13 protein-coding genes are annotated in these 25,810 nt (G+C 64.4%); 7 read left to right on the top strand and 6 right to left on the bottom strand.

Annotated elements, in window-relative coordinates; all coding sequences use genetic code 11:
* Nucleotides 1-465 precede the first annotated feature (465 nt).
* The 3 genes from galK to ACFE70_RS08245 all read left to right on the top strand — a co-directional run bounded on the left by galK (nucleotide 466) and on the right by ACFE70_RS08245 (nucleotide 11,508).
* Entirely contained in the window at nucleotides 466-1,626 is a 1,161-nt protein-coding gene (gene galK / locus ACFE70_RS08255; RefSeq protein WP_375417257.1) for a galactokinase, read from the top strand.
* Between the two features lie 217 nt (nucleotides 1,627-1,843).
* A complete protein-coding gene (locus ACFE70_RS08250; protein ID WP_375417256.1) occupies nucleotides 1,844-2,884 on the top strand; it encodes a UDP-glucose--hexose-1-phosphate uridylyltransferase in 1,041 nt (346 codons plus the stop codon).
* Between the two features lie 1,028 nt (nucleotides 2,885-3,912).
* Complete coding sequence (locus ACFE70_RS08245) at nucleotides 3,913-11,508, top strand: MBG domain-containing protein (protein WP_375417255.1); 7,596 nt, start codon at nucleotides 3,913-3,915, stop codon at nucleotides 11,506-11,508.
* Between the two features lie 365 nt (nucleotides 11,509-11,873).
* On the opposite strand, the gene ACFE70_RS08240 is transcribed toward ACFE70_RS08245, so the two are convergent.
* The gene (locus ACFE70_RS08240) at nucleotides 11,874-13,040 is read right to left on the bottom strand and encodes a family 43 glycosylhydrolase (protein WP_375417254.1); all 1,167 of its coding nucleotides are present in this window, start codon (nucleotides 13,038-13,040) and stop codon (nucleotides 11,874-11,876) included.
* Nucleotides 13,041-13,320: 280 nt separating this feature from the next.
* On the opposite strand from ACFE70_RS08240, the gene ACFE70_RS08235 reads away from it, so the two are divergent.
* The gene (locus tag ACFE70_RS08235; protein WP_375417253.1) at nucleotides 13,321-14,415 is read left to right on the top strand and encodes a glycoside hydrolase family 43 protein; all 1,095 of its coding nucleotides are present in this window, start codon (nucleotides 13,321-13,323) and stop codon (nucleotides 14,413-14,415) included.
* Between the two features lie 253 nt (nucleotides 14,416-14,668).
* The gene (locus ACFE70_RS08230; protein WP_375417252.1) at nucleotides 14,669-17,110 is read left to right on the top strand and encodes a M4 family metallopeptidase; all 2,442 of its coding nucleotides are present in this window, start codon (nucleotides 14,669-14,671) and stop codon (nucleotides 17,108-17,110) included.
* A 183-nt stretch (nucleotides 17,111-17,293) separates the two neighbouring features.
* On the opposite strand, the gene ACFE70_RS08225 is transcribed toward ACFE70_RS08230, so the two are convergent.
* Nucleotides 17,294-18,481 (bottom strand): Gfo/Idh/MocA family protein, encoded by a 1,188-nt coding sequence (locus tag ACFE70_RS08225; protein ID WP_375417251.1) that lies wholly within the window; start codon nucleotides 18,479-18,481, stop codon nucleotides 17,294-17,296.
* A gap of 97 nt (nucleotides 18,482-18,578) precedes the next feature.
* Between ACFE70_RS08225 and lysA the strand changes: the two genes are divergently transcribed.
* Together lysA and ACFE70_RS08215 are read left to right on the top strand one after the other, a co-directional pair.
* The gene (lysA, locus tag ACFE70_RS08220; protein ID WP_375417250.1) at nucleotides 18,579-19,802 is read left to right on the top strand and encodes a diaminopimelate decarboxylase; all 1,224 of its coding nucleotides are present in this window, start codon (nucleotides 18,579-18,581) and stop codon (nucleotides 19,800-19,802) included.
* Between the two features lie 585 nt (nucleotides 19,803-20,387).
* Nucleotides 20,388-20,975 (top strand): cupin domain-containing protein, encoded by a 588-nt coding sequence (locus ACFE70_RS08215; protein ID WP_375417249.1) that lies wholly within the window; start codon nucleotides 20,388-20,390, stop codon nucleotides 20,973-20,975.
* A gap of 193 nt (nucleotides 20,976-21,168) precedes the next feature.
* Here ACFE70_RS08215 and ACFE70_RS08210 read toward each other — a convergent pair whose 3' ends face one another.
* From ACFE70_RS08210 to ACFE70_RS08195, 4 genes are all read right to left on the bottom strand, one after another.
* Nucleotides 21,169-22,191, bottom strand: coding sequence for an acetamidase/formamidase family protein (locus ACFE70_RS08210; RefSeq protein WP_375417248.1), 1,023 nt, complete (start codon nucleotides 22,189-22,191; stop codon nucleotides 21,169-21,171).
* 149 nt (nucleotides 22,192-22,340) lie between these two features.
* Complete coding sequence (locus ACFE70_RS08205) at nucleotides 22,341-23,411, bottom strand: chorismate mutase (RefSeq protein WP_375417247.1); 1,071 nt, start codon at nucleotides 23,409-23,411, stop codon at nucleotides 22,341-22,343.
* Between the two features lie 196 nt (nucleotides 23,412-23,607).
* The gene (locus ACFE70_RS08200; protein ID WP_375417246.1) at nucleotides 23,608-24,453 is read right to left on the bottom strand and encodes a prephenate dehydrogenase; all 846 of its coding nucleotides are present in this window, start codon (nucleotides 24,451-24,453) and stop codon (nucleotides 23,608-23,610) included.
* Between the two features lie 90 nt (nucleotides 24,454-24,543).
* Entirely contained in the window at nucleotides 24,544-25,752 is a 1,209-nt protein-coding gene (locus ACFE70_RS08195) for a pyridoxal phosphate-dependent aminotransferase (protein WP_375417245.1), read from the bottom strand.
* Nucleotides 25,753-25,810: the final 58 nt, after the last annotated feature.

Raw genomic sequence — 25,810 nt, 5'->3', positions numbered from 1 at the left:
ATTGTAATTCTCCTCATCAATCTATAAGGGGGCTTAATCGATAGTCGAACAGCCCACCCAATTCCAAGAAATGGTCTGACAAAATTCCTCTAATAAGTCGCTAAAAACCAGTATTACTTTTGATAATTATGTGCTACAGAAAAGCAAAACAGGCAGCTATGTGTCACAAAATCAACTATTAAGAGCACTAGACAGCCTTTTGTCTCCCTCAGTAATTACTGCTCTGTCTTGCCCTACCAGGAGGCTGCACACTCCTACATTCCGGCAACGACATCAGGGTCACTACCAGAAATGAGTAGCTTGCAATTCCGGTCTATATGCAAAATTTTAATCATATTTTGTTAAAATAGTATCAATGGTGTAAGGCTTACTTTGTAATCGTTTGCGCTAACCTCAGATTCGGCGAATTCTGCCTCCCACCGGTCGATGGCCCGTATCTTGGCTGCCCTTACCCTTCCCCAGCTCATGCTTGCTTCCTCCATTGCAACTGCCTTCCAACGGGCTTTTTCCTACCCCCCCCTGCTCGTGCGAGCCCCCGGCCGGGTCAACCTGATTGGCGAGCACACCGACTACAATGAAGGCTTCGTGCTGCCGGCGGCCATCGACAAGCAGATTTACTTCGCCGTCGGCCTCAACGGCACCGACACCATCCGGCTGATTTCCTACGATAAGGACGAGCGCCACGAAATCGGGGTGGCCGGTATCCGGCCCGGCCGCACGCTGTGGGCCAACTACCTGCTGGGCGTGGCCGCGCAGCTGCAGGCGCGGGGTATGGCCGTGCCGGGCTTCGACTGCGTGTTCGGCGGCGACGTGCCGATGGGCGCGGGTCTGTCCTCGTCGGCGGCCGTGGAGTGCGGGCTGGCCTTTGCGCTTAACCACTTGCTTGGCGCGGGCCTCGACCGGCTGGAGCTGGCCCGCGTGGCGCAGGCCGCCGAGCAGACCTACGCCGGCGTGCAGTGCGGCATCATGGACCAGTTTGCCAGCCTGCACGGGCGGCCCGGCCAGGTTGTGCGCCTCGACTGCCGCTCGCTGACGTATGACTATTTTCCCTTCGACACGGCCGTATGCGGCATCGTGCTCTGCAACTCCGGGGTGAAGCACTCGCTGGCCAGCTCCGAGTATAATACCCGCCGCCAGGAGTGCGGACGGGGGGTAGGGATTCTGCAAAAGCTGTTTCCCCTGGTCAGGAGCCTGCGCGACGCCACGCTGGCGCAGCTGGCCGAGTGCCGCGCCGAAATGGGCGAAACCGTGTACCGCCGCTGCCGCTACGTGGTGGAGGAAAACCGGCGCGTGGAAGTGGCCTGCGAGCACCTGCTGGCCGGCGACCTGGCCGCTTTTGGCCAGCAGATGTACGCCTCGCACGCCGGCCTGCGCGACGACTACGCCGTGAGCTGCCGCGAGCTGGACCTGCTGGTGGAGGCGGCGCGCCCGCTGCCCGGCGTCTACGGCGCCCGCATGATGGGCGGCGGCTTCGGCGGCTGCACCATCAACCTGGTGGCGCACGAGGAGATTCCTCATTTCGTGGAGCAGATGAGCGCTGCGTATGAGCGGCAGCTGGGCCAGAAACTCGACACGTACCAGACCACGATTGTGGGCGGCGTGGAGACGATGGGGGGTAGGGAATAGAAGAATGAGAGGCGGTCATGCAGAGTGCAACGAAGTGGAGCGAAGCATCTCGCAAGCGGCAGTAATCTAATCGTTTGGTTAAGCTGATTAGTACCGCGAGCGAGATGCTTCGTCCCTGGCTTAATGCGCCACATGCTCAGCATGACCGCCTTGTTGCCCACTAACAATTGATAACTGCTCACTGCTCACTGCTCACTATTAACTGATAACTGATTCAATGTTCGACCCCGCCCAGCACTCGCACCGCCGCCTCAACCTGCTCACCGGCGAATGGCTGCTGGTGTCGCCGCACCGGGCCCTGCGCCCCTGGCAGGGCCAGCAGGAGAAAACCGAGCCCGCCCAGCGCCCCGCTCACGACCCCACGTGCTACCTCTGCCCCGGCAACGTGCGCGCGGGCGGCCAGCAGAACCCCGACTACGCGGGCACGTTCGTGTTCGACAACGACTTCGCGGCCCTGCTGCCCGACGTGCCCGCCGGCGGCCTCAACGTGGATGGCCTGCTGCGGGCCGAAGCCGAAACCGGCGTGGGCCGCGTCATCTGCTTTTCGCCCCGCCACGACCTGACCCTGCCCGAGATGAGCCCGGCGGCCATCCGCGGCGTTATTGATGTGTGGGTGGACGAGTACCAGGCGCTGGGCGCGCGGCCCGACATCAACTACGTGCAGATTTTCGAGAACAAGGGCGCCATCATGGGCTGCTCGAACCCGCACCCGCACGGCCAGATCTGGGCCCAGCGCAGCCTCCCGATGGAGCCGGCCAAGGAAAGCACGCAGCAGGCCGCCTACTTCCGGGAGCACGGCCGCAGCCTGCTCGCGGATTATCTGGCCACCGAGCTGCGCGAGCAGCAGCGCATCGTGCTGGAAAATGAGCACTGGGTGGCGCTGGTGCCGTTCTGGGCGGTGTGGCCCTTCGAGACGCTGCTCTTGCCGCGCCGCCACGTCACGGACATCGCGCAGCTCACTGACGCGGAAAAGGATGCCTTTGCCGACGCGCTGCGCCGCCTCACCACGCGCTACGACAACCTGTTTGAGCTGTCGTTTCCCTACTCCGCCGGCCTGCACCAGCGCCCCACCGATGGGCAGCCGCACGAGGGCTGGCACCTGCATATGCACTTCTACCCCCCGCTGCTGCGCTCGGCCACGGTGCGCAAGTTCATGGTGGGCTACGAGATGCTGGGCAACCCGCAGCGCGACATCACGCCGGAGTGGGCCGCCGGGCGCCTGCGCGGGCTCAGCGAGACGCACTACAAGCTTGGCTAACGGGGGCGGGGGTAGGGAAGCCGCCCGCCGCCAGCTCAGCTCCATCAGGCGGCGCGTACCCATTCGCTGAGGTCAGGTAGAACGAGGTAGAGACGCAATATCTTGCGTCTCCTCGCAGTACGGGGGGTAGGGTAATCCAATCAGTATGAGAGCGGTATCTCCTCGCCGAGGGAGCGGTAGGGGTGCGCCCCATCACCCGCAAGCAGACGCGAAGGGTCGCGTCTCTACCTCGTTTTAAACCGCTTCTAAGGCCTGACCACGGGAGCTGCCGCTGCCGGCTGCTCCCGTGGTCAGGCCGTCGGCGTTTGGGGCGGAAGCCGGGGGTAGGGATGCGGAGCGCGGACCTCCGGGAGCTTTGGGTGGGACTGCCCCGGAGAAGCGGGCGGAATAGGGAGTGGGCCCGGCTCGCCTGCGTGTGGTCGTGGATGGGTTTGCTACTCACCCGGCCTGGCTTCGCGCAGGGGGGTAGGGCGCCGGCCAGCGGGCGTGGAAAGCGGAATTTGGACAGTAAAACGCGGCGAAGCCGTGGCACTTTAACGGGAGAGATGGCTTACAAATAGTTAGCCGCTAGTATAGCTGCGCTTAGCTGCCAGGCAGGGGCGAAAGCGGCTATTATTTCCATTGGCAGAAGCTAGCAATTTCTGAGAATCTTCTTGCTCTCTCCAGGCTTGCGCAGACCGTTTGGAAGCGCCTCTATGCACCCAACACGGCTGTTTTTACCGGCCTGACTTGCCAGCAGCCCTGAAACAACTAGCTGAACCACACCGGGAAGGTCTTTGGCACTACGGCGGGGGCGCTGCCAAGCCGGGTCGCTACGCTTGACTACTTGAGGAGGTTGCGGGAATTGAAAATATCACTGAAAATTCACATTTAATATCAATAAGTTTAAGCTACCTTTGTCAGGTATTTGGAATATTTAATAAAATCCCGCTCCAGTGCTCTGTATTTAATTTAAAGTAGGCTGGCTGGCTTTCTTTTCGCCGCCCGCTTTCCTTTCCTGCGCTTCCCTACCCCCTCACTTTCTCTTAATGACTACACCCCTACTTCCAACCACCGGCGCGCTGCTGGGCAAAGCTTACGGGTTCCTATTGGTGCTGCTGCTGAGCCTGCTGGGCTCGCCGCTGGCATCCCTGGCCCAAACCGTAACCTCCGACAAGGACGACTACGCGCCCGGCGAAATCGCCCACATCAGCGGCTCCGGCTGGGGCGCCGACCAGCAGGTGCACGTCGAGTTCAAGGAGGAGCCCGACTACCCCGACTTCCACATCTATGATGTGAATGTGGATGCGGCGGGCAACTGGCAGATTGACTACTCTATTGAGCAGCGGCACCTGGGCGTGAAGTTCACGGTCACGGCTGTAGGGCAGCAGAGCGGGGCAAGGACCACGGCGGTATTTACGGATGCACAGAACACCACCACCAGCTTACGCAGTGACAATACCTCACCCACTTATGGAGAGCTTGTGACATTTACTATAACTGTAATAAGGAGTTCGGGGGCGGCAAAAGATGAAAACACGATCGTTGGCTCTCTGGCTTTGAAAGTTGATGGAATCACCGTAACTACCCAATCGATTACAGGTACAGTAGGCAGTAATATAAAAGCCTACGCTACTACAACTATTGCGGCAGGCCCCCATAGTGTGCAGGCCATTTTTACAGGCAGCGAACCCACAAAAAACTCAGGTTATAATGATAGCTCCAGTCCGATCCTAATACAGACAGTTACGCGAGCCCCGCTTACTGTCACAGCCCAAAACAAAACCAAAACCTACGATGGGCAGGCCTTTTCGCCCTTTACGGCGGCCATTACGGGTTTTGTAAACGGCGAAACGAGCGGCGTGGTAAGCGGCGGCACTACGTACACGGGTGAAGGCGTTGCGGCAGTAAACTACCGGGTTACTCCCTACACCATCACGCCAGTAGTAACGGGCCTGAGTGCGGCCAATTATAGCTTTTCGCCCGCAAACGGCACTCTGACCATCAACCGAGCGCTGGCTACCATCACGCTCAGCAACTTAACGGCTACCTACACTGGCTCCTCCCGCAGCGCAACCATTACAACTAACCCAGCCGGGCTGGCTACTACCGTTACCTACGCTGGCTCAACGACCCCGCCCACGGCTCCCGGTTCCTACGCCGTGGTGGCAGCGTTGAATAACGCAAACTACACCGCCCCGAGCGCAACCGGCACGCTGGTGATTGCCAAGGCCAGCAACACTATCAGCTTCACCGCGCCGGCCGACCAGACCTACGCCCCGAACCAAACCCTGAACTTGTCCGCCTCGGCCACGTCGACGCTGCCGGTGAGCTTCGCGGTCGTCAGCGGGCCGGCCAGCATCAGCGGCAGCGTCCTGACGATTACGGGCGCCGGCTCGGTCGTGGTCGAGGCCACGCAGGGCGGCAGCTCCAATTATGCCGCCGCCACGCCGGTTTCGCAAACGTTCAGCGTAGCGAAAGCCCCGCAGACCATCACCTTCGCCGCCCTGCCCGATAAAACCTTCACTGACGCCGACTTCGCCGTCAGCGCCAGCGCCAGCTCCAGCGCCGGCCTGCCGGTCAGCTTCGCAGTTTCGGGCAATGGTAGCCTGGTTGATGGTAAGGTGCACCTCACGGGTGCCGGCCCCGTCACGGTGACAGCCTCGCAAGCCGGCGATGCCAACTACCTGGCCGCCGCTTCGGTGCCGCAGACTTTCGCGGTCGCCAAGGCTTCCGGCACGCTGGCCCTGAGCAACCTCACGCCGACCTACACCGGCGCCGTGCTTGCGGCCACGGTCAGCACCGCGCCGGTCGCCAATCTGGCTGGCGTCAGCCTGACCTATACCCAGAATTCCGCGACGGTGGCCGGGCCCAGAAACGCCGGCAGCTACGCGGTTACGGCCACGCTGACCAACGACAACTACGCGGCCCAGCCCGTAAGCAGCACCTTCACGATTGCCCAGGCCGCGGCCGACGTCACGCTCGGCGACCTGAGCCAGACCTACAGCGGCAGCGCCAAAGCCGCCTCGGCTACGACGACCGCAACGGGAACGAGCAGCTTCACCTATGCCTACACGCTGGCGGGCGCCCCGGTTGCGCAGCCCATCGACGCCGGCTCCTACCAGGTGACGGCGACGCTGGTCAACGATAATTATACGGGCACGGCTCCGGGCACCCTGGTGATTAACAAAGCCCCCGCCACGCTCACCCTAGGCGCCCGCACCTTCGACTACGACGGCACGGCCAAGCCCGTGACGGTGACGAGCAGCCCGGCCGGCCTCAGCGGGGCTTCGCTGACGTATGAGGGGGTAGGGACTGCGCCCACCAATGCCGGCACGTATGCGCTCTCGGCGACGCTGAACAACTCCAACTACGAGGCGCCGACAGTCACGGGCTCGCTGGTTATCAGCAAAGCTTCGCTGACGGCCAGGGCCGATGATGCCCGCAAAACCTACGGCGAGGCCAACCCCGTTTTTTCGGGCGTGCTGACCGGGGTGCAGAGCACCGATAACATTACTGCCTCCTACACCAGCCCGGCTACCGCTGCCAGCGCCGCCGGCGCCTACCCCCTCGTGCCGGCGCTAAGCGACCCGGACGGCAAGGCCGGCAACTACGACGTGACCCTCACCAGCGGGGAGCTGACTATCGGCCAGCGGACCCTGACGGTGACGGCCACCGGAGTCGACCGGGTGTACGACGGCGGCACGACGGCTACCGTGGTTCTCTCCGATGACCGCGTCGGCGGTGACGACCTGACCATCTCCTACGCCAGGGCCAAATTTGCCAACAAGGCAGCGGCCAACGGCAAGCAGGTCAGCGTGAGCGGCATTGCCATCAGCGGCGCCGCCGCCGGCAACTACAGCTTCAACCCCACGGCCACCACCACGGCCGACATCGCGCCGCTGGCTACAACGGCTTCTTTCACGGCCGCCGACAAAGGGTACGACGGCGACGCTTCGGCTGAGGTGACGGGTACGGCCGTGGCCGCCCGCCTGGGTAGCGATGAGGTGGCGCTGGGCTACCGCTCGGCCAGCTTCAATGATAAGAACGCAGCCTCAGGCAAAACGGTCACGCTGGCGGGCGCCGCCCTCACGGGTGCCGATGCCGGCAACTACGAGCTGACATCGGTTGGGACGGCTACGGCCAGCATCACGGCCAGGAGCATCACGGGCAGCTTCGCCGTGGCGCCGACCAAGGTTTATGACCGCAGTGCGGCGGCCGAGGTAACCAGCCGCTCGCTGAGCGGGGTGCTGCCGGCTGATGCCGACCAGGTGAGCCTGAGCGGGGGTACGGCCGCCTACGCCGACGCCAGCGCAGGCGATGACAAGACAGTCACGCTGACCGGCTTCGCGCTGACTGGCGTCGCCCGGAATAACTACACCCTGACTTCGGTAAGCACAACAACGGCCGCCATCACCCGCAAGGACCTCACGGGCAGCTTCACGGCGGCCAGCAAAGTGTACGATGGCAACCCATCGGCCACGGTGCTGACCCGCTCGGCAGCGCCGCTGGCGGGCGACGTAGTGACGCTGACCGGAGGCACCGCCACGTTCGGCGATAAGAACAAAGGTGCCAATAAGAACGTGACGTTGAGCGGCGCTTCGCTGAGCGGCGCGCAGGCCGATAACTACACCCTCGCGTCGGTGGCCGTGGCCCAAGCCGACATCATGCCCAAAGCCGCGTCAGTCGCGCCAGAGCTGGCCACGAAAATCTACGGCGGCAGCGACCCCGCCTTCAGGGGTACGCTGGCAGGCTTTCTGGCCGCCGAAGACATCAGCGCCAGCTACAGCCGCGAGGCGGGCGAGACGGCCGGCACCTACTCCATCAGCGCGGTGCTGAGCCCGGCCGAGGCGCTGACCAACTACACCATCGCCTACAACACGGCCACCTTCACTATCACGCCGGCCACTCCCACGCTCACGGCCGCCGCGGCTGCCAGCCTGGTGTACTCGGCCAGCCCTAAAGCCGGCAGCTACACCCTGACGGGCGTCAATGCCACGGACCTGGCCAGCGAGACGGCTGAGCTGAGCTACGCCGGCACGGCCGCCAACGGAACCAGCTACGGCCCCGTGGCCGCCGCTCCCACCAGCGCCGGCACCTATACCATCACCGCTAGGTTTGACGGCAACCCCAACTATAACGCCGTCACCAGCGACGCCGTCCGCTTCAGCATCCTTCCGGCGGCCCTCACGGTGAGCAGCGCCGACCGCAGCAAGGTGTACGGAGCTGCCCTGACCGCTGCTGACTTCACGGGCAGCCTTGCGGGAGTGCAGGGCAGCGATAACATCACGGCATCGCGCACCAGCCCCGCCGGGGCCGCCGCCGCAGCCGGAGTAACCGCGCCGGGCGCGGAATACACCATCGTGGCTACGCTAAGCGACCCCGACGGCAAGCTCAGCAACTACAGCGTGCGCAATCCCGACGGCAAGCTGACCGTCACCAAAGCCGCCCTGGCCGTGACGGCGGAAAACAAAACCAAAGTCTACGGTGCCACTAACCCCGAGCTGACCGGCACGCTTACCGGCGTACTTAATGGCGACGCCATCACGGCGACCTACCGCACCGATGCCACCGCTGCGACGGGCGTAGGCAGCGTGCCGATTGTAGCTGACTTCGCCGCTACCCCCGCGGTGCTGGCCAACTACGCGCTAAGCAAGACCGACGGCACCCTCGCCATCACCGCCAAGGACCTGAGCATCGCGGCCACGAACCAAAGCAAAGTCTACGGGCAGGCGCTGGCGCTGGGCGCGACCACCTCAGCCGCTGACTTTACGGCCAGCGGCCTGGTCAACGGCGACGCGGTGAGTGGCGTGACGCTGGCCAGCGCCGGCGCCGCCGCCCCGGCCCCAGTGGACGACTACGACCTGACGCCCAGCGCCGCGACCGGCACTGGCCTGACCAACTACGCCATCAACTACGCCACGGCCGGCCAGTTGCGCGTGACCAAAGCAGCGCTGACGGTGACCGCCGATGAGCAGCGCAAAGCATACGGCGAGGCTAATCCAGCCCTGACCGCGAGCTACGCCGGCTTCGTGAATGGCGACAACGCTGCGAAGCTGGGCGGCACGCTGGCCTTCGCGACCACCGCCACGCCGACCAGCGCCGTGGGCGCCTACGATGTGATCCCCAGCGGGCTGACTTCCGCTAACTACGCCATCACCTTCGCCAAGGGTACGCTTACCATCGGCCCAAAGGCGCTCACGGCCACAGCCGTCGCCAAGACCAAGGTGTACGGCGAGCTTGACCCGTTCCTGACGTTTGAGCTGACCAACACCGGCGCCGGCACACCCGGCGCGCTGGTCGCCGGCGACGCCTTCACGGGCAGCCTGGTGCGGGCACCCGGCAAGAACGTTGGCCCCTACCCCATCAGCCAGGGCACACTGGCCCTAAGCGACAACTACACCCTGACGTATGCGGGCGCTAACCTGACCATCACGAAGCGGCAGTTGACCGTGACGGCCACGGGCATCAGCAAGGTATACGACCGCACGACCACGGCCAGCGTCACGCTCGCCGATGACCGCGTGGCAGCCGACGTACTCACGGCCAGTGCCGGCGCCAGCTTCGCCGAGAAGACGGTGGGCACGGGCAAGCCGGTGGCGGTGAGTGGCATTGCCATCACGGGTCAGGACGCGGGCAACTACACGGTGAACGCGGCCACTACCACCGCCGCCGACATCACGGCGCTCAGCACAACGGCCGCCTTCGTGGCCGCCGACAAGACATATGATGGCACGACGGCCGCCACGGTGAGCCGCCGCTCGGTGGCGGCTACCATCGCGGGCGACGCGGTGGAGCTGTCGGCCGGCACCGCTGCCTTCGACACCAAGAACGTGGGCAGCAGCAAAACGGTGACGCTGGCGGGCGCCTTGCTCGCGGGCAGCGATGCGGGCAACTACCAGCTGACGAAGGTGAACACGGCCACCGCGGCCATCACGACCAAAGCTGCTACCGTGACCCCGGCTCTTGCCGGCAAGGTGTATGGGTCGACAGACCCGGCCCTGACCGGCACCCTGGCCGGTTTCGTGGCGGCCGACAACGTGACGGCGGCGTATGGCCGCACGGCCGGCGAAACCGTGGCGGGCAGTCCGTACACCATCTCGGCCACGCTGAGCCCGGCCGAGGCGCTGACCAACTACACCATCACCTACAACACGGCGGCCTTCAGCATCAGCTCCAAGACCCTGACCGTCAGAGCGGTGGTGGCCACGCGGCAGTACAGCGACCCCAACCCCGCGTTCGCCGTTGCGTATGAGGGCTTCCGTAGCGGCGAGGGGCCGGGCGTGCTGAGCGGCACGCTCACGTATGCCACCGTGGCTACCCCCGGCAACACCCTGATAGGAGCCGACGCCCGGCCTGGCGGCGCCTACAGCATCGTTCCGGGCGGACTGACCTCGACCAACTACGCCCTGACTTTCGTGCCGGCGCCGCTTACCATCACGAAAGAGGCCACGCAGGTGGTGTACTCAGGCCTGGAGTATTTCAGCACGACCAACTCTGCCCCATCGGTGGCCAATGTCGAGTACATTTCCACGTTCACGGACGACGCCGACGGCAGCCGGGGCAACATTACCAACGCGCTGGCCGCGTTCACCGAAGGCGGCGTGCTGGACCCGGTGAAGTACGCGGTGAAGGCTAACAGCCCGACGGATGCCACTGTCGGCACGGCCCGCACCGGCACGGGAATCAAGAAGGTTAACCTGAGTGCGGGTGAAGTGAGCGCCGGGGGCAAAACCTTCGAGCTGATTACCAGCGCGCAGGGCGACTACTACAGCGGCGCCACCACCGAGCGCACCCTGATTACGGTGGCCGTGCCCGGCCAGGATTACGTCAACGGGGGCGGCAGCCTGGTAATCACCCAGTCGGGCGGCACCTACGCGGCGCCGGCGGCGTCGAAGATGAACTTCGGCTTCACGATGAAGTGGAACAAGACCGGCAAGAACATTCAGGGCCAGGCCAACATCATTTTCCGCAAGTTTGAGGGCGGCGCCTGGCGCACCTATCAGATTAAGGGCACGAGCATCAACACGCTGGGCACCAGCTCATCGGCCAGCGGCAACCAGGGCGACTTCAACACGAAGGCCAACCTGACTTACACCACGGAGGCGGGCGAAGCCGTCTCCATTGGGGGCAACCTGGACTTGTCGGTGCAGGCTTTCGAGTCGACGGTGAGCGGGGCCCCGCACAAGATTGGGGTCACGCTGCGCTCCAGCCTGGGCGAGCTGCTGTTCTCCAGCAACTGGACGGGCAGCAAGACCGAGATGCAGGCCCTGAAGGGCGGCAAAATCAGCGTGCGCAACACGGCCGCAGCTGCCCTGACCGCCTCGCTGCGCACCCAAAGCGCCCCGCTCACCGACGAGCCCGCTGTCAAGGCGGCCCGGACCAGCAACCTGCTGGAAATCTACCCCAGCCCGCTGACGCAGGATGGCACTGTGCACTTCGCCACGCCGCTGGCCGGCAAGGTGCAGGTAAGCCTCTACAACGGGGTGGGCGCCCTGGTTGCCACCCTCCACGATGCTGAGGTGCAGGCCGGCCGCGACTACTACCTGCCGCTGTTGGTCCGGCAGCTGGAGTCGGGCGTGTACTTCTGCCGCCTGATTGCCAATGGCAAAGTGGAGAACCGGCGGATTATGGTCGTCAAGTAAGCTGAGCGACCAGCATCGGAATAGCCGACAAACGAATTCCCTACCCCCCTCACTGCCGTTGAACCGGGCGAGGGGGGTAGGGAATTTGTTTAAGAAGCTGATTACAGCAGTTCTCAGGGCGGTGTATGGCTGTAAAGGCGCAATATTTTGCGTCTCGTCATTGCTGATGTTGTTATCACGGTGCAGGGCTGTGCGGTTCCGTTCGTTCAACGACGAGACGCAAAATATTGCGTCTCTACAGCCATACACCGCCCTGAGAACTGCTGTAATCAGCTTCTAAGCGCAGCGTGGCCGCTGCTAGTCCGCGCGTGAACGACAGCTGAATCAGACGCGGACGGCGCCCGCGCGGACTCGCGGCGTGCCCGCTACTTGGGCAAGGCCAGCGTCTGGCCTACCGGCACGGGCAGGCCAAAGTTGGGCGTGCCGTCGGCGTTCCAGCTGAAGGGCTGCATCCGGGGCGAGCGGAAGCGCCCGCAGCCCTGGCCGGGCTCGTCGTTGGCGTGGTAGAGCAGCCAGTCCTGGCGGCCGTCGGCCGATTTGAAGAAGGAATTATGGCCGGGAGCGAAGACCTTGTTGGCCGCCGTTTGCTGAAAGACGGGCTGCGGCGCTTTGGTCCAGGACGCCGGGTCGAGGGGGTTGGCACCGGCCGGGGCTGCGAGCATTCCTAGGGCGTAGGTGTCGGTCCAGCAGCCGCTGGCCGAGTAAACCAGGAACAGCCGGCCGCCGTGGCTGAGCACTTCGGGCCCCTCGTTCACATCGACGTGGGGCGGGTCACTGGGGCTGCTGAGGTCGCCGTTGCGCTCCCAGGCGTAGGTGGGGGTCGAGATTCGGACGCGAGGGCCGGCCAGGGTCCAGGGGTTTTTCAGCGGGGCGATGTAGATATCCTGCCGCCCGTTCACGTCGCCCTCCCAGCCCGACCAGATGAGGTAGCGCCGGCCGCGGTGCTCGAACACCGAGCCGTCGATGGCCCACTTGTCGGCCGCCGGGTCGGCCAACTTGCCGCGGTCGGTCCAGCTGCCTTGCAGCGGGTCAGGCGAGCTGTTTTCCAGCACCCAGAGGCGGTGCGTCTGGTTGGTGCCCGCGTCGGCGGCGTAGTAGAGGTACCACTTGCCATCCAGAAAATGCAGCTCCGGCGCCCAGATATCCTTGGCGTTGGGGCCCGTGGCGGGCGGTGTCCACACCACCTTGCTTTCGGCAGTTTTCAGCTCGGCCAGGCTGCGCGTTTTCCAGAGCGTGAGGTTGTGGCCCGTGGTGTGGGTGTAGTAATAGTAGCCGTCGTGGTAGATGGTCCACGGGTCGGCACCGGCCGGCAGCAGCGGGTTGGCGAACGTGGCGGGGGTAGGGCTGACGCTGCTGGCGCCGCCGGCACCGGGTGTGGCCACGGGCGGCAGCGTCGCGGCGGGCCGGGCGCAGGCACCGGCCAGCAGCAGCACCAAAGCCAGCGCGCCGCGAACCAGCCGTAGCGCGGCAGGTCCGCCTTTTGGCGCCCGCCACTTAGCGGAAAACACTTGACCAAGGGTTGAGCCAATCATGGGGGGGTAGGGAAAAGAGGCCGCTAAAAACCACTTGCCTGACGACCGCGCCGGGGCTGCCGGGCCGACCCGGGCGCCCCGCGGCTGGGTGCCCCATCGGCGTCTCAGTCGAAGGGTGCCTGCTCACTACGGTTGAATGGCCCGCCCGGCGCTGGCAACTTACGCAAACGTTTGCGTAAGTTGCCCGGCCGCTACGCCCCGCTCAGGCCACCGCGCCGGCTCCGCCGGCCCCGCTGCCCGCCGCTACTCATTGCCTTTCTTCATTCCAAGTTCTTTCTCTATGGCTTCCCGCCGCGATTTCCTGCGCCTGACCACCCTGGGCCTCAGCGCTCTTTCCCTACCCCCCCTGCCGGCCGCCGCCGCCGCCCGCACCTACACCAATCCGGTATATCCGCACCAGTTCCCGGACCCGTTCGTCTTGCGCCACGCGGGCCAGTACTACGCCTTCGGCACCACCGGCGACGGCCGCACCGCCGACGGGCGCATCTTCACCCTGCTCACCTCGCCCGATTTGGTGCGCTGGACGCCCGCCGGCGGCACCCTCACCCCGCCGGCCGGCGCCGAGGGCGCGCAGTTCTGGGCGCCGGAAGTGGTCTTGCACCAAGGCACGTTCTATATGTACTACTCGATGGGCGGCGGCGCCATCGGCGCCGACGTGGGCCACCAGTTGCACGTGGCGACGAGCCCGACGCCGCAGGGCCCCTACTCGCAGGTGGCCACGCTGACCGTGCCGGGCAGCAAGTTCACCATCGACGCCCACGCCTTTCAGGACACCGACGGGCAGTGGTACCTGTTTTATGCCAAGGACTTTATTGATACCGACGACGGCTACCGGCCCGGCACCGGCCTCGTGGTCGATAAGCTGCTGAGCATGACCAAGCTGGCTAATCAGCCGCGCACCGTACTGCGTGCCCGCCACGACTGGACGGTGTTCGAGAAAAACCGCCTCATGCCGCTTTATGATAACCGCACCTTCCCGGAGTGGCACACGCTGGAAGGGCCCTTTATCCGTCGCCACAACGGCAAATACTACTGCTTCTACAGCGGCGCCAACTTCCTCACCACCCGCTACGGCGTGGATTATTGCGTGGCCGATTCCATCCTGGGCCCCTACCGTGAAGAGCGCGCGGCCAGTGACCGCGCCGCGCCCGGCGGCGCCCGCGTGCTGCACGCCGTGGCTGGCAAGGTGCGCGGCCCCGGCCACCACTCGCACGTGCTGGGGCCCGACGGCAAAACCGAATACCTGGTTTATCACGCCTGGAACGAGGCCATGACCGAGCGGCAGCTCTGCATCGACCGGCTGGCCTGGACGGCGCAGGGCCCGCGCTGCCTGGGGCCCACCTACACGCCGCAGCCCCTGCCGAAGGCGAAGTAATCTAGTCCCCCAACTCCCGTTGTCCTACCCCACTATATTAGAACAATGCAATAAAAAAACAGCCAAACAAAATTTTGGCATTTCCCAGGGGATATCAAGTCATTATTTAAAACAATGGCAGAATAATGCTAGAAACCCGTTGTGTTTTATAATATAACGCGGATTGTGTTGAATTAATTTGAAAGTTTTGGCTACCTTACCAGCACAATTTTCAATAATTCATCTCCTTTTCTACCATTTTTCCTTTTTCTTTATGGTAAACAAGTACTCGCTTGCCGCGCTCGTTCTGGGTGGCGCCACTTTGCAGCACGCCGCGCTGGCCCAGCAGGCGCCCCAGGCCGCCCGGCTACCCCAGCTGGAATTGGCTGCCGACGGCACGCCAACCCTTATCCGGCTGGGCGCCGGCACCAAAGCCTACGCCGCCAGCGAGGCCCGGCAGGCCCTGATGGAGCAGCTCGGCCTGAAAGCCGACGACGGCCTGCGGGCCGTGGCCGCCGAAACCGATGAGCTGGGCTTCACCCACGAGAAGTTTCAGCAGTACTACCGGGGCATCAGGGTGGAGCACGCCACCTACACGGCCCACGCCCGCCGCGGCGCCATCGAGAGCCTGAGCGGCACGCTGGCGCGCGTAGGGGGGGTAGGGACCACGCCGGCCCTGGCAGCGGAGGCGGCGCTGGGCCGGGCCCTGGCTTTCGTGGGCGCCCGGCAGTATGCGTGGGAAGCCGAAAACGACGCCGCGCTGCGCCCGCAGGGCGAGCTGGTGATTGTGGGCCGGCAGCGCGGCCTGAAGAAGGGCGAAGAAGCTGGTGCGCCGGTGCTGGCCTGGAAATTTAACGTGTATGCCGCCCGGCCCGTGAGCCGCGCCTACCTCTACGTGAACGCGCAAACCGGCGAGATAGTAGCCAAGGACGACATCATCAAGCACGCCGCCGCCACGGGCACCTTCGCCACCCGGTACAGCGGCACCAGGTCCGGCGCCACCGACAGCTTCAACGGCAGCTTCCGCCTGCGCGAGGCTACCCGCGGCCTGGGCATCGAAACTTATAACTGCAAGAAGGGCAGCTCCTACACGGCCGCCGTCGACTTCACCGACGCCGACAACTCCTGGACCGAGTACGCCAACGCCAACTTCGACAACGCCGCCCTCGACGCGCACTACGGCGCCCAGAGCACCTACGACTACTTCAAGGCCGCGCACGCCCGCAACTCCTACGACAACGCGGGCGCCAAAATCAAGAGCTACGTGCACTTTGACGATACGCCCGGCGACGGCAAAGGCTACGAAAATGCCTACTGGAACGGCCAGGTGATGACCTACGGCGACGGTGCCACCCGCTTCGACCCGCTGACCTCGCTCGACGTGGCAGCTCACGAAATCGGCCACGCCGTGTGCTCCAGCACCGCCAACCTGACGTATTCGGGCGAGTCGGGTGCGCTCAATGAGGGCTTCTCCGACATCTGGGGCGCGGCCGTGGAGTATTATAAGGACCCCGCCAAGCAAACCTGGCTTATTGGCGAAGACATCGACAAGGTGCGGCCTTCGCTGCGCTCGATGAGCAACCCCAACGCCGAAAGCCAGCCCGACACCTACCAGGGCACCTACTGGGCCACCGGCACCGCCGACAACGGCGGCGTGCACACCAACTCGGGCGTGCTCAACCACTGGTTTTACCGCCTCAGCGTGGGCGGCGCGGGCACCAACGACAAGGGCACGAGCTTCAGCGTGAGCGGCATCGGCATTGATGCCGCCGCCCGAATCGCCTACCGCACCGAGAGCGTATACCTGACGGCGAGCAGCAACTACGCCGCCGCCCGCACTTATTCCATTCAGTCGGCCAAAGACCTTTACGGCGCGGGCTCGGCCCAGGAAATCGCCGTCACCAACGCCTGGAGCGCCGTGGGCGTGGGCGCGGCCTACGGCGGCACCACGACGACCCCGCCGCCCACCAGCACCGCCTACTGCGCCAGCAAGGGCACGAGCCAGGCGTATGAGTTCATTGACTACGTGAAGCTGGGCACGCTGGCCCGCACCTCGGGCGCTGATGCCGGCTACTACAACGGCACCGCCCTGGCCGCCCCCAGCATCGGGGCCGGCACTTCGCAGACGGTGAGCTTCTCGGCGGGCTTCCCCACCGGCTCGGCTTACACCGAGTACTGGGACGTGTACATCGACTACAACAAGAACGGCGTCTTCACCGATGCCGGCGAGCTGATTGTGAGCGGCAGCAGCAGCAGCTCGGCTACCCTGAGCGGCACGTTCACGGTGCCCGCCACGGCCCGCAGCGGCAGCACCCGCCTGCGCGTGGTGATAAGCAGCGCCAGCGCCACCACCAGCTGCAATGCCTACAGCTACGGCGAAACCGAGGACTACAGCATCAGCATCACCGGTGGCGCGGCCCTTGACGGCGACGAGAGCGCCCTGGCCGGCCCGGCCACGCTGGGCGCCGCCACGAGCGCCATCACGGCCACGCTGGCCTTGTTCCCGAACCCGGCCACCGACCACGTGCGCCTGAGCCTGAGCAACAACGCCGAGCTGACCTCAGTGACGGTGCTGGATGCCCGCGGCGCCCGCGTCAGCGGCGCCCGCTACGAGGGCCGCGGCGAGCTGAACGTGAGCAGCCTGGCCGCCGGCATGTACCTCATCCGCGCCAGCGACGGCAGCAAGTCCTACCAGCAGCGCTTCGTGAAGCAGTAGGTTTGCGGTAGAAGTAAGTCGATAAAAAAGCAGCCTGGCCTGGTAGCCGGGCTGCTTTTTTATGGGGGGTAGGCGGGGGACGCGGGCGTGAACCTCACCCCCTACCCCCTTATCCGGCTTTAAGCCAAGAGAGGGGGGTAGGGATTTTAACCTTTAACGTTCAACCTTTAACTCCTTTTTCTCTTACGCCTGCTCCTCCGGCGCCGGCCCCCGAAACGCATCCAGCCCCGCCACGGCCGGCAGCGCCACCGGGCGGTTTTCGCGGGCCGAGAGGTAGATGGCGTCCATAATGCGCTGGTCTTGCAGGCCTTCCTCGCCGGGCGTGTAGGGCGTGCGGTTTTGCCGCACGCACTGGGCCATGTGGTCCATTTCGAGGGCAAACTGGTCTTTGTCGGGGTTTTCGGGCTGCTCCCGCACCTGGCTGCCGCCGGGGGCGTGAATGCGCTCCTGCCGCAGGCCGCGGTAGCTGAAGCCGGGGTCCATGCGGACGGTGCCGGTTTCGGCGTGCACGGTGTAGCTTTTGGCGTTGAACACGCCGTAGGAGCTGGCGCAGCTGGCAATGGCGCCGCTGGGGAAGCGCAGGCGGAAGCTCACCAGGTCTTCCACTTCCGCAAAGCGCGGGTCGTCGGCGTTGAGCTGAATGGTGGCCGACACCTCCACGGGCTCTTCGCCGAGCAGGAAGCGGCTGGTGTTGAGGCAGTAGAGGCCCACGTCGGGCAGCGAGCCGCCGCCGGCCAGGTCTTTATCCAGGCGCCACTGGCCGTTGTCGGCCTGGTTCTGGCCGTTCATCAGCTCCAGGTATTTCACCCGGCCGTAGGCTTTCTGGCGCACCAGCTGCTGCACCTGCCGGTTGAGCGGCTCGTACTGAATGCGGTAGGCAATCATGAGCTTTTTGCCGGCCTCAGCGCAGGCGGCAATCATCTGCTCGCACTCCGCCACCGAGGTGGCCATCGGCTTTTCGCAGAGGATATGCTTGCCCGCCCGCGCCCCGCGAACCGTGTATTCGGCGTGCTGGGCATTGGGCAGCACGATGTAAATCACCTCGACTTCGGGGTTGTCCTTGATTTGGTCGTAGTCTTCATACGAGTAGCAGCTCTCGGGCCGGATACCGTACTGCCGGGCCACGGCGCTCATTTTTTCGGCGTCGCCGCTCACCAGCGCCACGGGGCGAGCGTGCTCGCAGCGGCCGAAGGCGGGCAGCACCTCGGCCAGCGTGAGCTGCCCCAGGCCGACGAGGGCAAAGCCCACGCGCTCGGCGGGCGGCGCCGGGGCGGGCAGCTCGCCGGACTGCGGGTCGGTGGGCGCGCTCAGGGGGGGTAGGGCAACGTCGGGACTATTGCCGGACGGGCGGGCGTTGGTTTCGGAAGCCATCAGCGGGAAAGAAAAGGTGAAGAGGAAGGTGAGCTAAGCCTTACGGCGAAAGGCGAAGCACATGTTGCGGCGCAGCAGGCTATTATCTTTGTAAGCTATGCTCCCGACTACTGCCACGCTGCCCCTGACCGAAACGCTGCTCGCCGCCGCCCAGGACTTCGGCACCCCGCTCTACGTGTACCGCGCCGACACCATCGCCGCCCAGTACCACAAGCTCACCCAGGGCTTCGCCGGCCACCCCACCCGGTTTTTCTACGCCTGTAAAGCCCTCACGAATATGGCCGTGCTGCGCCACCTGCGCGCCCTCGGCGCCGGCCTCGACTGCGTGAGCATCAACGAGGTGCGCCTGGGCTTGCGCGCCGGCTTTGCGCCCGAAAACATCATCTTCACGCCCAACGGCGTGGCCTTCGCGGAGCTGCTCCAAGCCAAGGAGCTGGGGGTGAATCTCAACATCGATAATATCTCGCTGCTGGAGCGCTTCGGCGCCCGGTTCGGCGGCGCCTACCCCGTGTGTGTGCGACTGAACCCGCACATCGAGGCCGGCGGCAACTACAAGATTTCCACCGGCCACATCGATTCCAAGTTCGGCATCAGCATTCATCAGCTGCGCCATTTGGAGCGCGTCATCAAGGGCACCGGCCTGCACGTGCGCGGCCTGCACATGCACACGGGCTCCGACATCAAGGACGTGAGCGTGTTTCTTAGGGTGCTGGAAGTGCTCTTCGACGCCGCCACGCGCTTTCCCGATTTAGAGTTTCTCGATTTGGGCTCCGGCTTCAAGGTGCCTTATCAGGACGGTGACATCGAGACGGACGTGGCCGCACTCGGCGCGCAGGTCGCGGCAGCTTTTCGGGCGTTTGAGCAAGACTACGGCCGCCCGCTGGAAGCCTGGTTTGAGCCCGGCAAGTATTTGGTGAGCGAGGCCGGCGTGCTGCTGGTGCAGGTGTCGGTTATTAAGCAAACCACGGCCACGGTGTTCGCCCAGGTCAATTCGGGCTTCAACCACCTGCTGCGGCCCATGTTCTACGACGCCTACCACCGCATCAGCAACCTGAGCAACCCCCAGGGCCCGGAGCGCCTCTACACCGTGGTGGGCAACATTTGCGAAACCGACACCTTCGCCTGGGACCGCCTGCTGCCCGAAGTGCGCGAGGGCGACATCCTAGCTTTCCACAACGCCGGCGCCTACGGCTTCGAGATGAGCAGCTCCTTCAACTCCCGCCTGCGCCCCGCCGAGGTAATGATTGAGGACGGCGAAACGCGCCTCATCCGCCGCCGCCAGACGTTCGAGGACTTGCTGGAGGGTCAGGTCGAAGCGTAAGACGCAGTAGCGCGGACTCTGTAGTCCGCGCCTGGTTCGCGTCTGGCAATTTCCTACCCCCCTTCCGCGCCGAAACCACCGGCAACCATTTGCAACCGGAACGTGTATATTTGCCGTGTCCCCAACAAAATAAGGGGCCGGACGCCCGGCCCGACCCCTTATCCAACTACCGGAGCAAATGAGTGGCAAGGAAAAAGCCCACAGCTTTAACCACGCCCTTCAAAAACTCCAGCAAGAGTGGCGAGCCAACCTTGCGCAGTAGTTTTTTCGCGCTGTCCCTGTTCATTGGAGATGAAGTTAGGGTTGCACTGAAACCCCCACTTCTGAAACCCCGACTGTTTCCGCAGCCGGGGTTTCCCTTTTTCAAGGGCTACCATCGACTGAGGGACTTACCGACGCGCTTGGGCCAAAGGTAAGCGCCGGCAGGGGGGTAGGGAGTAAGAATTGGGTGAAAACCAAAAAGGCGCCCCGAACGGAGCGTCTTCCTCATTGGTAAGACAAGCTTGTCTTGGCAGCCGGCCGGGGACGCCACTCAGTCGGGGCGAAATTCGTAGTATCCCTTCGCTCTCCCTCCCAACCCAGCGTATGAAACGGCGAAATTTCCTCCTTAGCCTGGCCCCCGTCAGCTTGGGCTCCATCGGCCTGACCTACGCCGCCCTACCCCACCTGCGCCCTATGCAGCCGGAAAAGCTCTTTTTTAAAGACGGCGGGACGATTCCCAACAGTCCCTACCCCCTGCTGCTGTACCGGCAGGCCTTCGCGGCCCGCGCCGACGCCGGGGCCGCCTGGCTGGAGCAGCGGTTTGCCCAGCACAACTGGACGAACTCGTGGCGCAACGGCGTGTACTCGTTTCACCACTACCACAGCACGTCGCATGAGGTGCTGGGCGTGTACGCGGGCGCGGCGCTACTGCACCTGGGCGGCGAAGCGGGGCAGAAAGTCGCCGTGCAGGCCGGCGATATTATCATCATTCCGGCGGGGGTAGGGCACAAGAATCTGGGCAGCCAGGGCCTGGGCATCGTGGGCGCCTATCCTGACGGGCGCTCCTGGGACCTCAACCGCGGCCTGCCCGGCGAGCGGCCCCAAACCGACCAGAACATCGCGGCCCTGCCGCGGCCCGCCACCGACCCGCTGCTGGGCCCCGGCGCAGGCCTGCCGGTTATCTGGCAGTAGGCGAGCCTGGTAGGCCAGGAAAAAGTTATGAGTTAAAAAGGAACGTCATGCAGAGCGTAAGCGAAGCATCTCGCGTGGGGTAGTAATCTAAATGGCTGAACGATTGGATTACTACTCACGCGAGATGCTTCGCTTACGCTCTGCATGACGTTCCTTTTTAACTCATAACTCACCCCCCGGCCGAGGCGCCATTCTATTTTTTCGCCTTGGTGAAAATGGTCTTGGGCAGCACCATGTGGGCTCCGCGAGTGCCGTCGACCACCTGCGTGGCGGTGAGGTCGGCGGCCACGCTGCACAACATGTAGGCATCGTCGCGGCTCAGGCCCTTGGTTTGAACCAGAAAGTCTATCATCTCGCGCACGGCCTGCTGGGCAGCCAGCGTCAGGTCTTCGTTGAGGCCCATGCTGATGTAGGCGGTGGGGGTTTCGGCACGGGGCACCGTCAGGTGCAGGTCTTTGCGGACGATGAATTCCAGGCGGCCGGTGAGCGAGGTTTCCAGGGCCGTGATGTCGACTTCGCCGTTGCCTTGCCCGGCGTGGCCGTCGCCGACGAAAAATAAGGCCCCCGGCACGTGCACCGGCAGATACAGCACCGTGCCCGCCACCAGCTCCTTGTTATCCAGGTTGCCGCCGTGAATGCCGGGTGGTGCGCTGTTGACGCGGCCCGCCGCCACGGGCGGCGCCACGCCCATGCTGCCAAAAAACGGCCGTAGCGGAATGTCAATTCCGGGCGCGAAGTGCGCCTGCATCCGCTTCTTATCCAGCGGAATAATCTTCATTTTGGCGTAGGGAAAATCAGCGGGAATAAAGCCGCTGGTGGGCCCAAACGCGTTGTAGGCGTAGGGAATGGCCAGGTCAACTTTCTTAATGCGCACTTCCAGCACGTCGCCGGGCGCGGCGTCCTCGATGAAGATGGGGCCGGTGAGAATGTGGCCGCCCGGCCCCTTATTGGTCACCTGCGCGTGGATGTCGCGCAAGGACTGCTCAACCTGCGCTGGGGCCACCCCCGCGCCTTCGAGCCGGGTAGGGCTGGAGGTGATGAGCGTGTGCACCCGCACCGTCTGGCCCGACTTGATGCGCAGTACGGGCACGGCCGCCGCGTCGTAGTAGCCCCAGGCCACGGTAGCGGGCGAGGCCGGCAGTTCCGGCTGGGCCTGGACGTTGAGGCTGAGCAACAGGCTGGCGGTGAGTACGGCGAGGGGAGTAGGGATTTCCATATTGTTTTATCAAGGGTTAATGCCGCGTGGGGTGCGGGGCTTGCCCCCGCCCGGCGTGCGCGCCGCATCACGCCAACTGCTTTGCCTATACTATGCGGCATTCCTATGGCGCGGACGCTGGGCGGGGACGAGCCCCGCACCCTACGGCACTACTCTTCCATCACCCGGTTCTGCCGCGTAATCGACTCCAGGTGTACGGCGGCCAGGTACTGCTCCACGAACCCGGCCGTCAGGCCAACCTGGGCACCCTGGCGCTGGCTGCGCTCCAAAACTTCGTTCCAGCGGGCGGTTTGCAGGATGGTGATGTCATTTTCCTTTTTATACTGGCCGATTTTCTCGGCGATGCCCATGCGGCGGCCCAGCAGCTGCATCACCTCGGCGTCGAGTTGGTTGATTTGCTCACGCAGGCTGGCCAGGGCGGTTACAAATTCCTTTTTGTCGGTGCTCTCGTGGCGCCAGACCAGGTCGTGGATGAGCTGGCCGAGCACTTCGGGCGTGATTTGCTGCTTGGCGTCGCTCCAGGCGTTGTCGGGGTCGCGGTGGCTCTCAATCATCGTCCCGTCAAAGTCCAGGTTCAGAGCCTGCTGGGCCACGGCGAAGAGCGTGTCGCGGCGCCCGCAGATGTGGCTGGGGTCGTTGAGGATGGGCAGGTGGGGTAGGCGGCGCTTCATCTCGATGGGCAGGTGCCACATCGGCGCGTTGCGAAAGTCGGTGTTGCCGTAGGAGGCGAAGCCGCGGTGAATCAGCCCGACTTGTTTCAAACCCACGCCTTGCAAACGCTCGACGGCGCCCATCCACAGCTCCAGCTCGGCGTGAGTGGGGTTTTTGACCAGGACTGGAATCTCGACGCCGCGCAGCGAGTTGGCGATTTCCTGCACCGAAAACGGGTTGCCGGTGGTGCGGGCGCCCACCCAGAGCAAGTCGACCCCGAAGTGCAGGCAGTCCTCGACGTGCTTGGCCGTGGCAACTTCCACGGCCACCGGCAGGCCGGTCAGCTCAGAGGCTTTCTTGAGCCAGGGCAGGCCTTTGGCCCCTACCCCCTCGAAGCCGCCGGGCTTGGTGCGGGGCTTCCAAATGCCGGCGCGCAGGGCCTGCACCTTGCCGGTGGCGGCCAGGCGCTGGCAGGTGTCGAGCACCTGGTCCTCGGTTTCGGCCGAGCACGGGCCCGAGATGAGAAAGGGCTTGTCGTTGGGCTGGCGGTTGAATAAGTCGCGGAACATGGGGTTTGGAGTTATGAATTATGAGTTAAAAGTCAGGAGTTAAAATCGCCGGTCATGCTGAGCCTCGCGAAGCATCTTGTCCCCGCCGAACGACGCAGTAGTCAACCGTTCTGGGTTTGTTCAGGCGTGATAGGATGCTTCGCAGGCGGACGCCAGATGAGCATGACCGGGAGGGGGTAGGGATTGACAATGCCATTCACGGCAAAATCTTGCTGATATGATTGGCGGCCTGAATCTGGCCCGCCAGGCCCTCGTAATCCTCCCCGGCCAGCAGCGCGCGCAGTTTGTGCAGCTGATGTAGGTGCTCGTCGAGCACGTCAAGCACGTTGAGGCGGTTTTGGCGGAAGATGGGCACCCAGGTGGCGGGCGCGCTCTTGGCCAGGCGCACCGTCGACTCGAAGCCGCCGGAAGCTAAATCAAAGATGCGCTGCTCTTCCTTTTCCTTCTCTAAGACAGTGAGGGCCAGCGCGAACGAGCTAATGTGGGAAATATGCGAGACGTAGGCCGTGTGCAAGTCGTGAGCCGCGGCGTCGAGGTAGATAAGCCGCATGGCTAAGCTCCGCAGCAGGCGCTCGACCAGCTGCACGGCGTCAGCGTCGGAGGCCGCCGTATCGCAGATAACGGCCGTCTTGCCCTCAAAAAGGCCGGCTACGGCCGCGTCGGGACCAGAATGCTCAGTGCCGGCCATCGGGTGCACAGCCACGAAGCGGCCCCGGCGCGGGTGGCCGGCCACGGCGGCCAGCAGCGCCGCTTTGGTCGAGCCCACGTCGATGACGACCTGCGGCGGCGTGAGGGTATCCAGCACCGCCGGCAGCACCGTGAGCAGCGCATCCATCGGCACGGCCACGACGATTAAATCAGCCTGGCGCACAGCGGCGGGCAGGTCAGTTTCAAGCGCATCAACTAGGCCCAGCTCCAGGGCGCGGCGCGCGTGGGCCGGGCTTTGCTCGACGCCGAGCAGACGCCGGGCCAGGCCGTGCTGGCGCAAGCTCAGCGCCAGCGAGCCGCCGATGAGGCCCAGGCCGATGATGGTGATGGTCATGGTGAGTTATGAGTTAAAAAGGTGGTCATGCTGAACGCAGTGAAGCATCTCGCGGGCAGTAGTAATCCAATCGTTGTTCAATCATTTAGATTAGGTATCCCAGCGAGATGCTTCACTGCGTTCAGCATGACGTTCTTTCTGCATTTCCTCCACTCGTTCCAGCGCCTCGCGCAGCACCGCTTCCGGCTGGCAGAGGCTGGCGCGCACGTAGCCCAGGCCGTTGCTGCCGAAGATGCCGCCCGGCGTGATAAACGCCCGCGCCTGAGCCAGCACGGCATCGTTCAGGGCATAGCCATCGGCATATTCGGGCGGCACGGCGGCCCAGATGAAGAGGCCGGTTTGGCCGGGTTCGGGCTGGCAGCCCAGGGCGCGCAGCAGCGCCAGCACCAGCGCGCGGCGGGCGCGGTAGGTGGCGTTCAATTCTTCAAACCAGTCGGCGCCCAGCGCCAGCGCCACCACGGCCGCCTGCTGCACGCCCAGGAACATGCCCGAGTCCATGTTGCTCTTGAAGCGCAGCACGGCGGCCAGTAAATCGGCGCGGCCCACCAGCATTCCGACGCGCCAGCCGGCCAGGTTGTGCGACTTGCTGAGCGAGTTCAGCTCCAGGGCCACGTCGCGGGCGCCGGGCACGGCCAGCAGGCTCACCGGTGGCGTCTCGTTCAGGATGAAGCCGTAGGGATTGTCGTGAATCAGCAGAATCTCGTGCGCCCTGGCAAAGGCCACGAGCCGCGCCAGAAACGCCGGGCTCGCTGCCGTGCCGGTCGGCATGTGCGGATAATTCACGAACATCAGCTTCACCTTCACCAGGTCGGTTTGGGCTAAGGCGTCGAGGTCGGGCAGCCAGCCGGTGACGGCGGTCAGGTCATATTCGCGCACTTCGGCGCCGCTGATTTCGGCCACGGCGCGGTAAGTGGGGTAGCCGGGATTGGGGATGAGCACAGCGTCGCCGGCGTCGAGAAACGTCATCGCCACGTGCATGAGGCCCTCTTTCGAGCCCAGCAGGGGTAGGACCTCGCCGGCCGGGTCCAGCGCCACGCCGTAGTGGCACTGGTAGAAATCGGCCATCGCCTGGCGCAGCGCGGGCGTGCCCTGGTAGCCCTGGTAGCCGTGGGCGCCGGGCTGCGCCGCCGTGGCCGCGAGGGCGGCCGTCACGCTGGGGTGCGGCGGCAGGTCGGGGCTGCCGATACCGAGGCTGATGATGTTGGCGCCCGCCGCGTTGAGCGCGGCCAGCTCGCGCAGCTTGCGGGAGAAATAGTACTCGCCGGTGTGGGCCAGGCGGGTGGCAACGGGGACGTTCATGGCAGGGAGTTGATTGGGGATAAGAAGAACGTCATGCTGAGCTTGCGAAGCATGACCG

The sequence above is a fragment of the uncultured Hymenobacter sp. genome, assembly GCF_964243305.1.
In the GTDB taxonomy this organism is placed as follows: Bacteria; Bacteroidota; Bacteroidia; order Cytophagales; family Hymenobacteraceae; genus Hymenobacter.
Note: the sequence above shows the minus strand (reverse complement) of the source record. Positions and strands in the feature narration are given on the sequence as shown.

Excerpts from the sequence above, each read along its gene's own strand:
- galK (WP_375417257.1), top strand. The coding sequence starts at position 466 with ATGCTTGCTTCCTCCATTGCAACTGCCTTCCAACGGGCTTTTTCCTAC.
- ACFE70_RS08250 (WP_375417256.1), top strand. The coding sequence starts at position 1,844 with ATGTTCGACCCCGCCCAGCACTCGCACCGCCGCCTCAACCTGCTCACC.
- ACFE70_RS08245 (WP_375417255.1), top strand. The coding sequence starts at position 3,913 with ATGACTACACCCCTACTTCCAACCACCGGCGCGCTGCTGGGCAAAGCT.
- ACFE70_RS08240 (WP_375417254.1), bottom strand. The coding sequence starts at position 13,040 with ATGATTGGCTCAACCCTTGGTCAAGTGTTTTCCGCTAAGTGGCGGGCG.
- ACFE70_RS08235 (WP_375417253.1), top strand. The coding sequence starts at position 13,321 with ATGGCTTCCCGCCGCGATTTCCTGCGCCTGACCACCCTGGGCCTCAGC.
- ACFE70_RS08230 (WP_375417252.1), top strand. The coding sequence starts at position 14,669 with ATGGTAAACAAGTACTCGCTTGCCGCGCTCGTTCTGGGTGGCGCCACT.
- ACFE70_RS08225 (WP_375417251.1), bottom strand. The coding sequence starts at position 18,481 with ATGGCTTCCGAAACCAACGCCCGCCCGTCCGGCAATAGTCCCGACGTT.
- lysA (WP_375417250.1), top strand. The coding sequence starts at position 18,579 with ATGCTCCCGACTACTGCCACGCTGCCCCTGACCGAAACGCTGCTCGCC.
- ACFE70_RS08215 (WP_375417249.1), top strand. The coding sequence starts at position 20,388 with ATGAAACGGCGAAATTTCCTCCTTAGCCTGGCCCCCGTCAGCTTGGGC.
- ACFE70_RS08210 (WP_375417248.1), bottom strand. The coding sequence starts at position 22,191 with ATGGAAATCCCTACTCCCCTCGCCGTACTCACCGCCAGCCTGTTGCTC.
- ACFE70_RS08205 (WP_375417247.1), bottom strand. The coding sequence starts at position 23,411 with ATGTTCCGCGACTTATTCAACCGCCAGCCCAACGACAAGCCCTTTCTC.
- ACFE70_RS08200 (WP_375417246.1), bottom strand. The coding sequence starts at position 24,453 with ATGACCATCACCATCATCGGCCTGGGCCTCATCGGCGGCTCGCTGGCG.
- ACFE70_RS08195 (WP_375417245.1), bottom strand. The coding sequence starts at position 25,752 with ATGAACGTCCCCGTTGCCACCCGCCTGGCCCACACCGGCGAGTACTAT.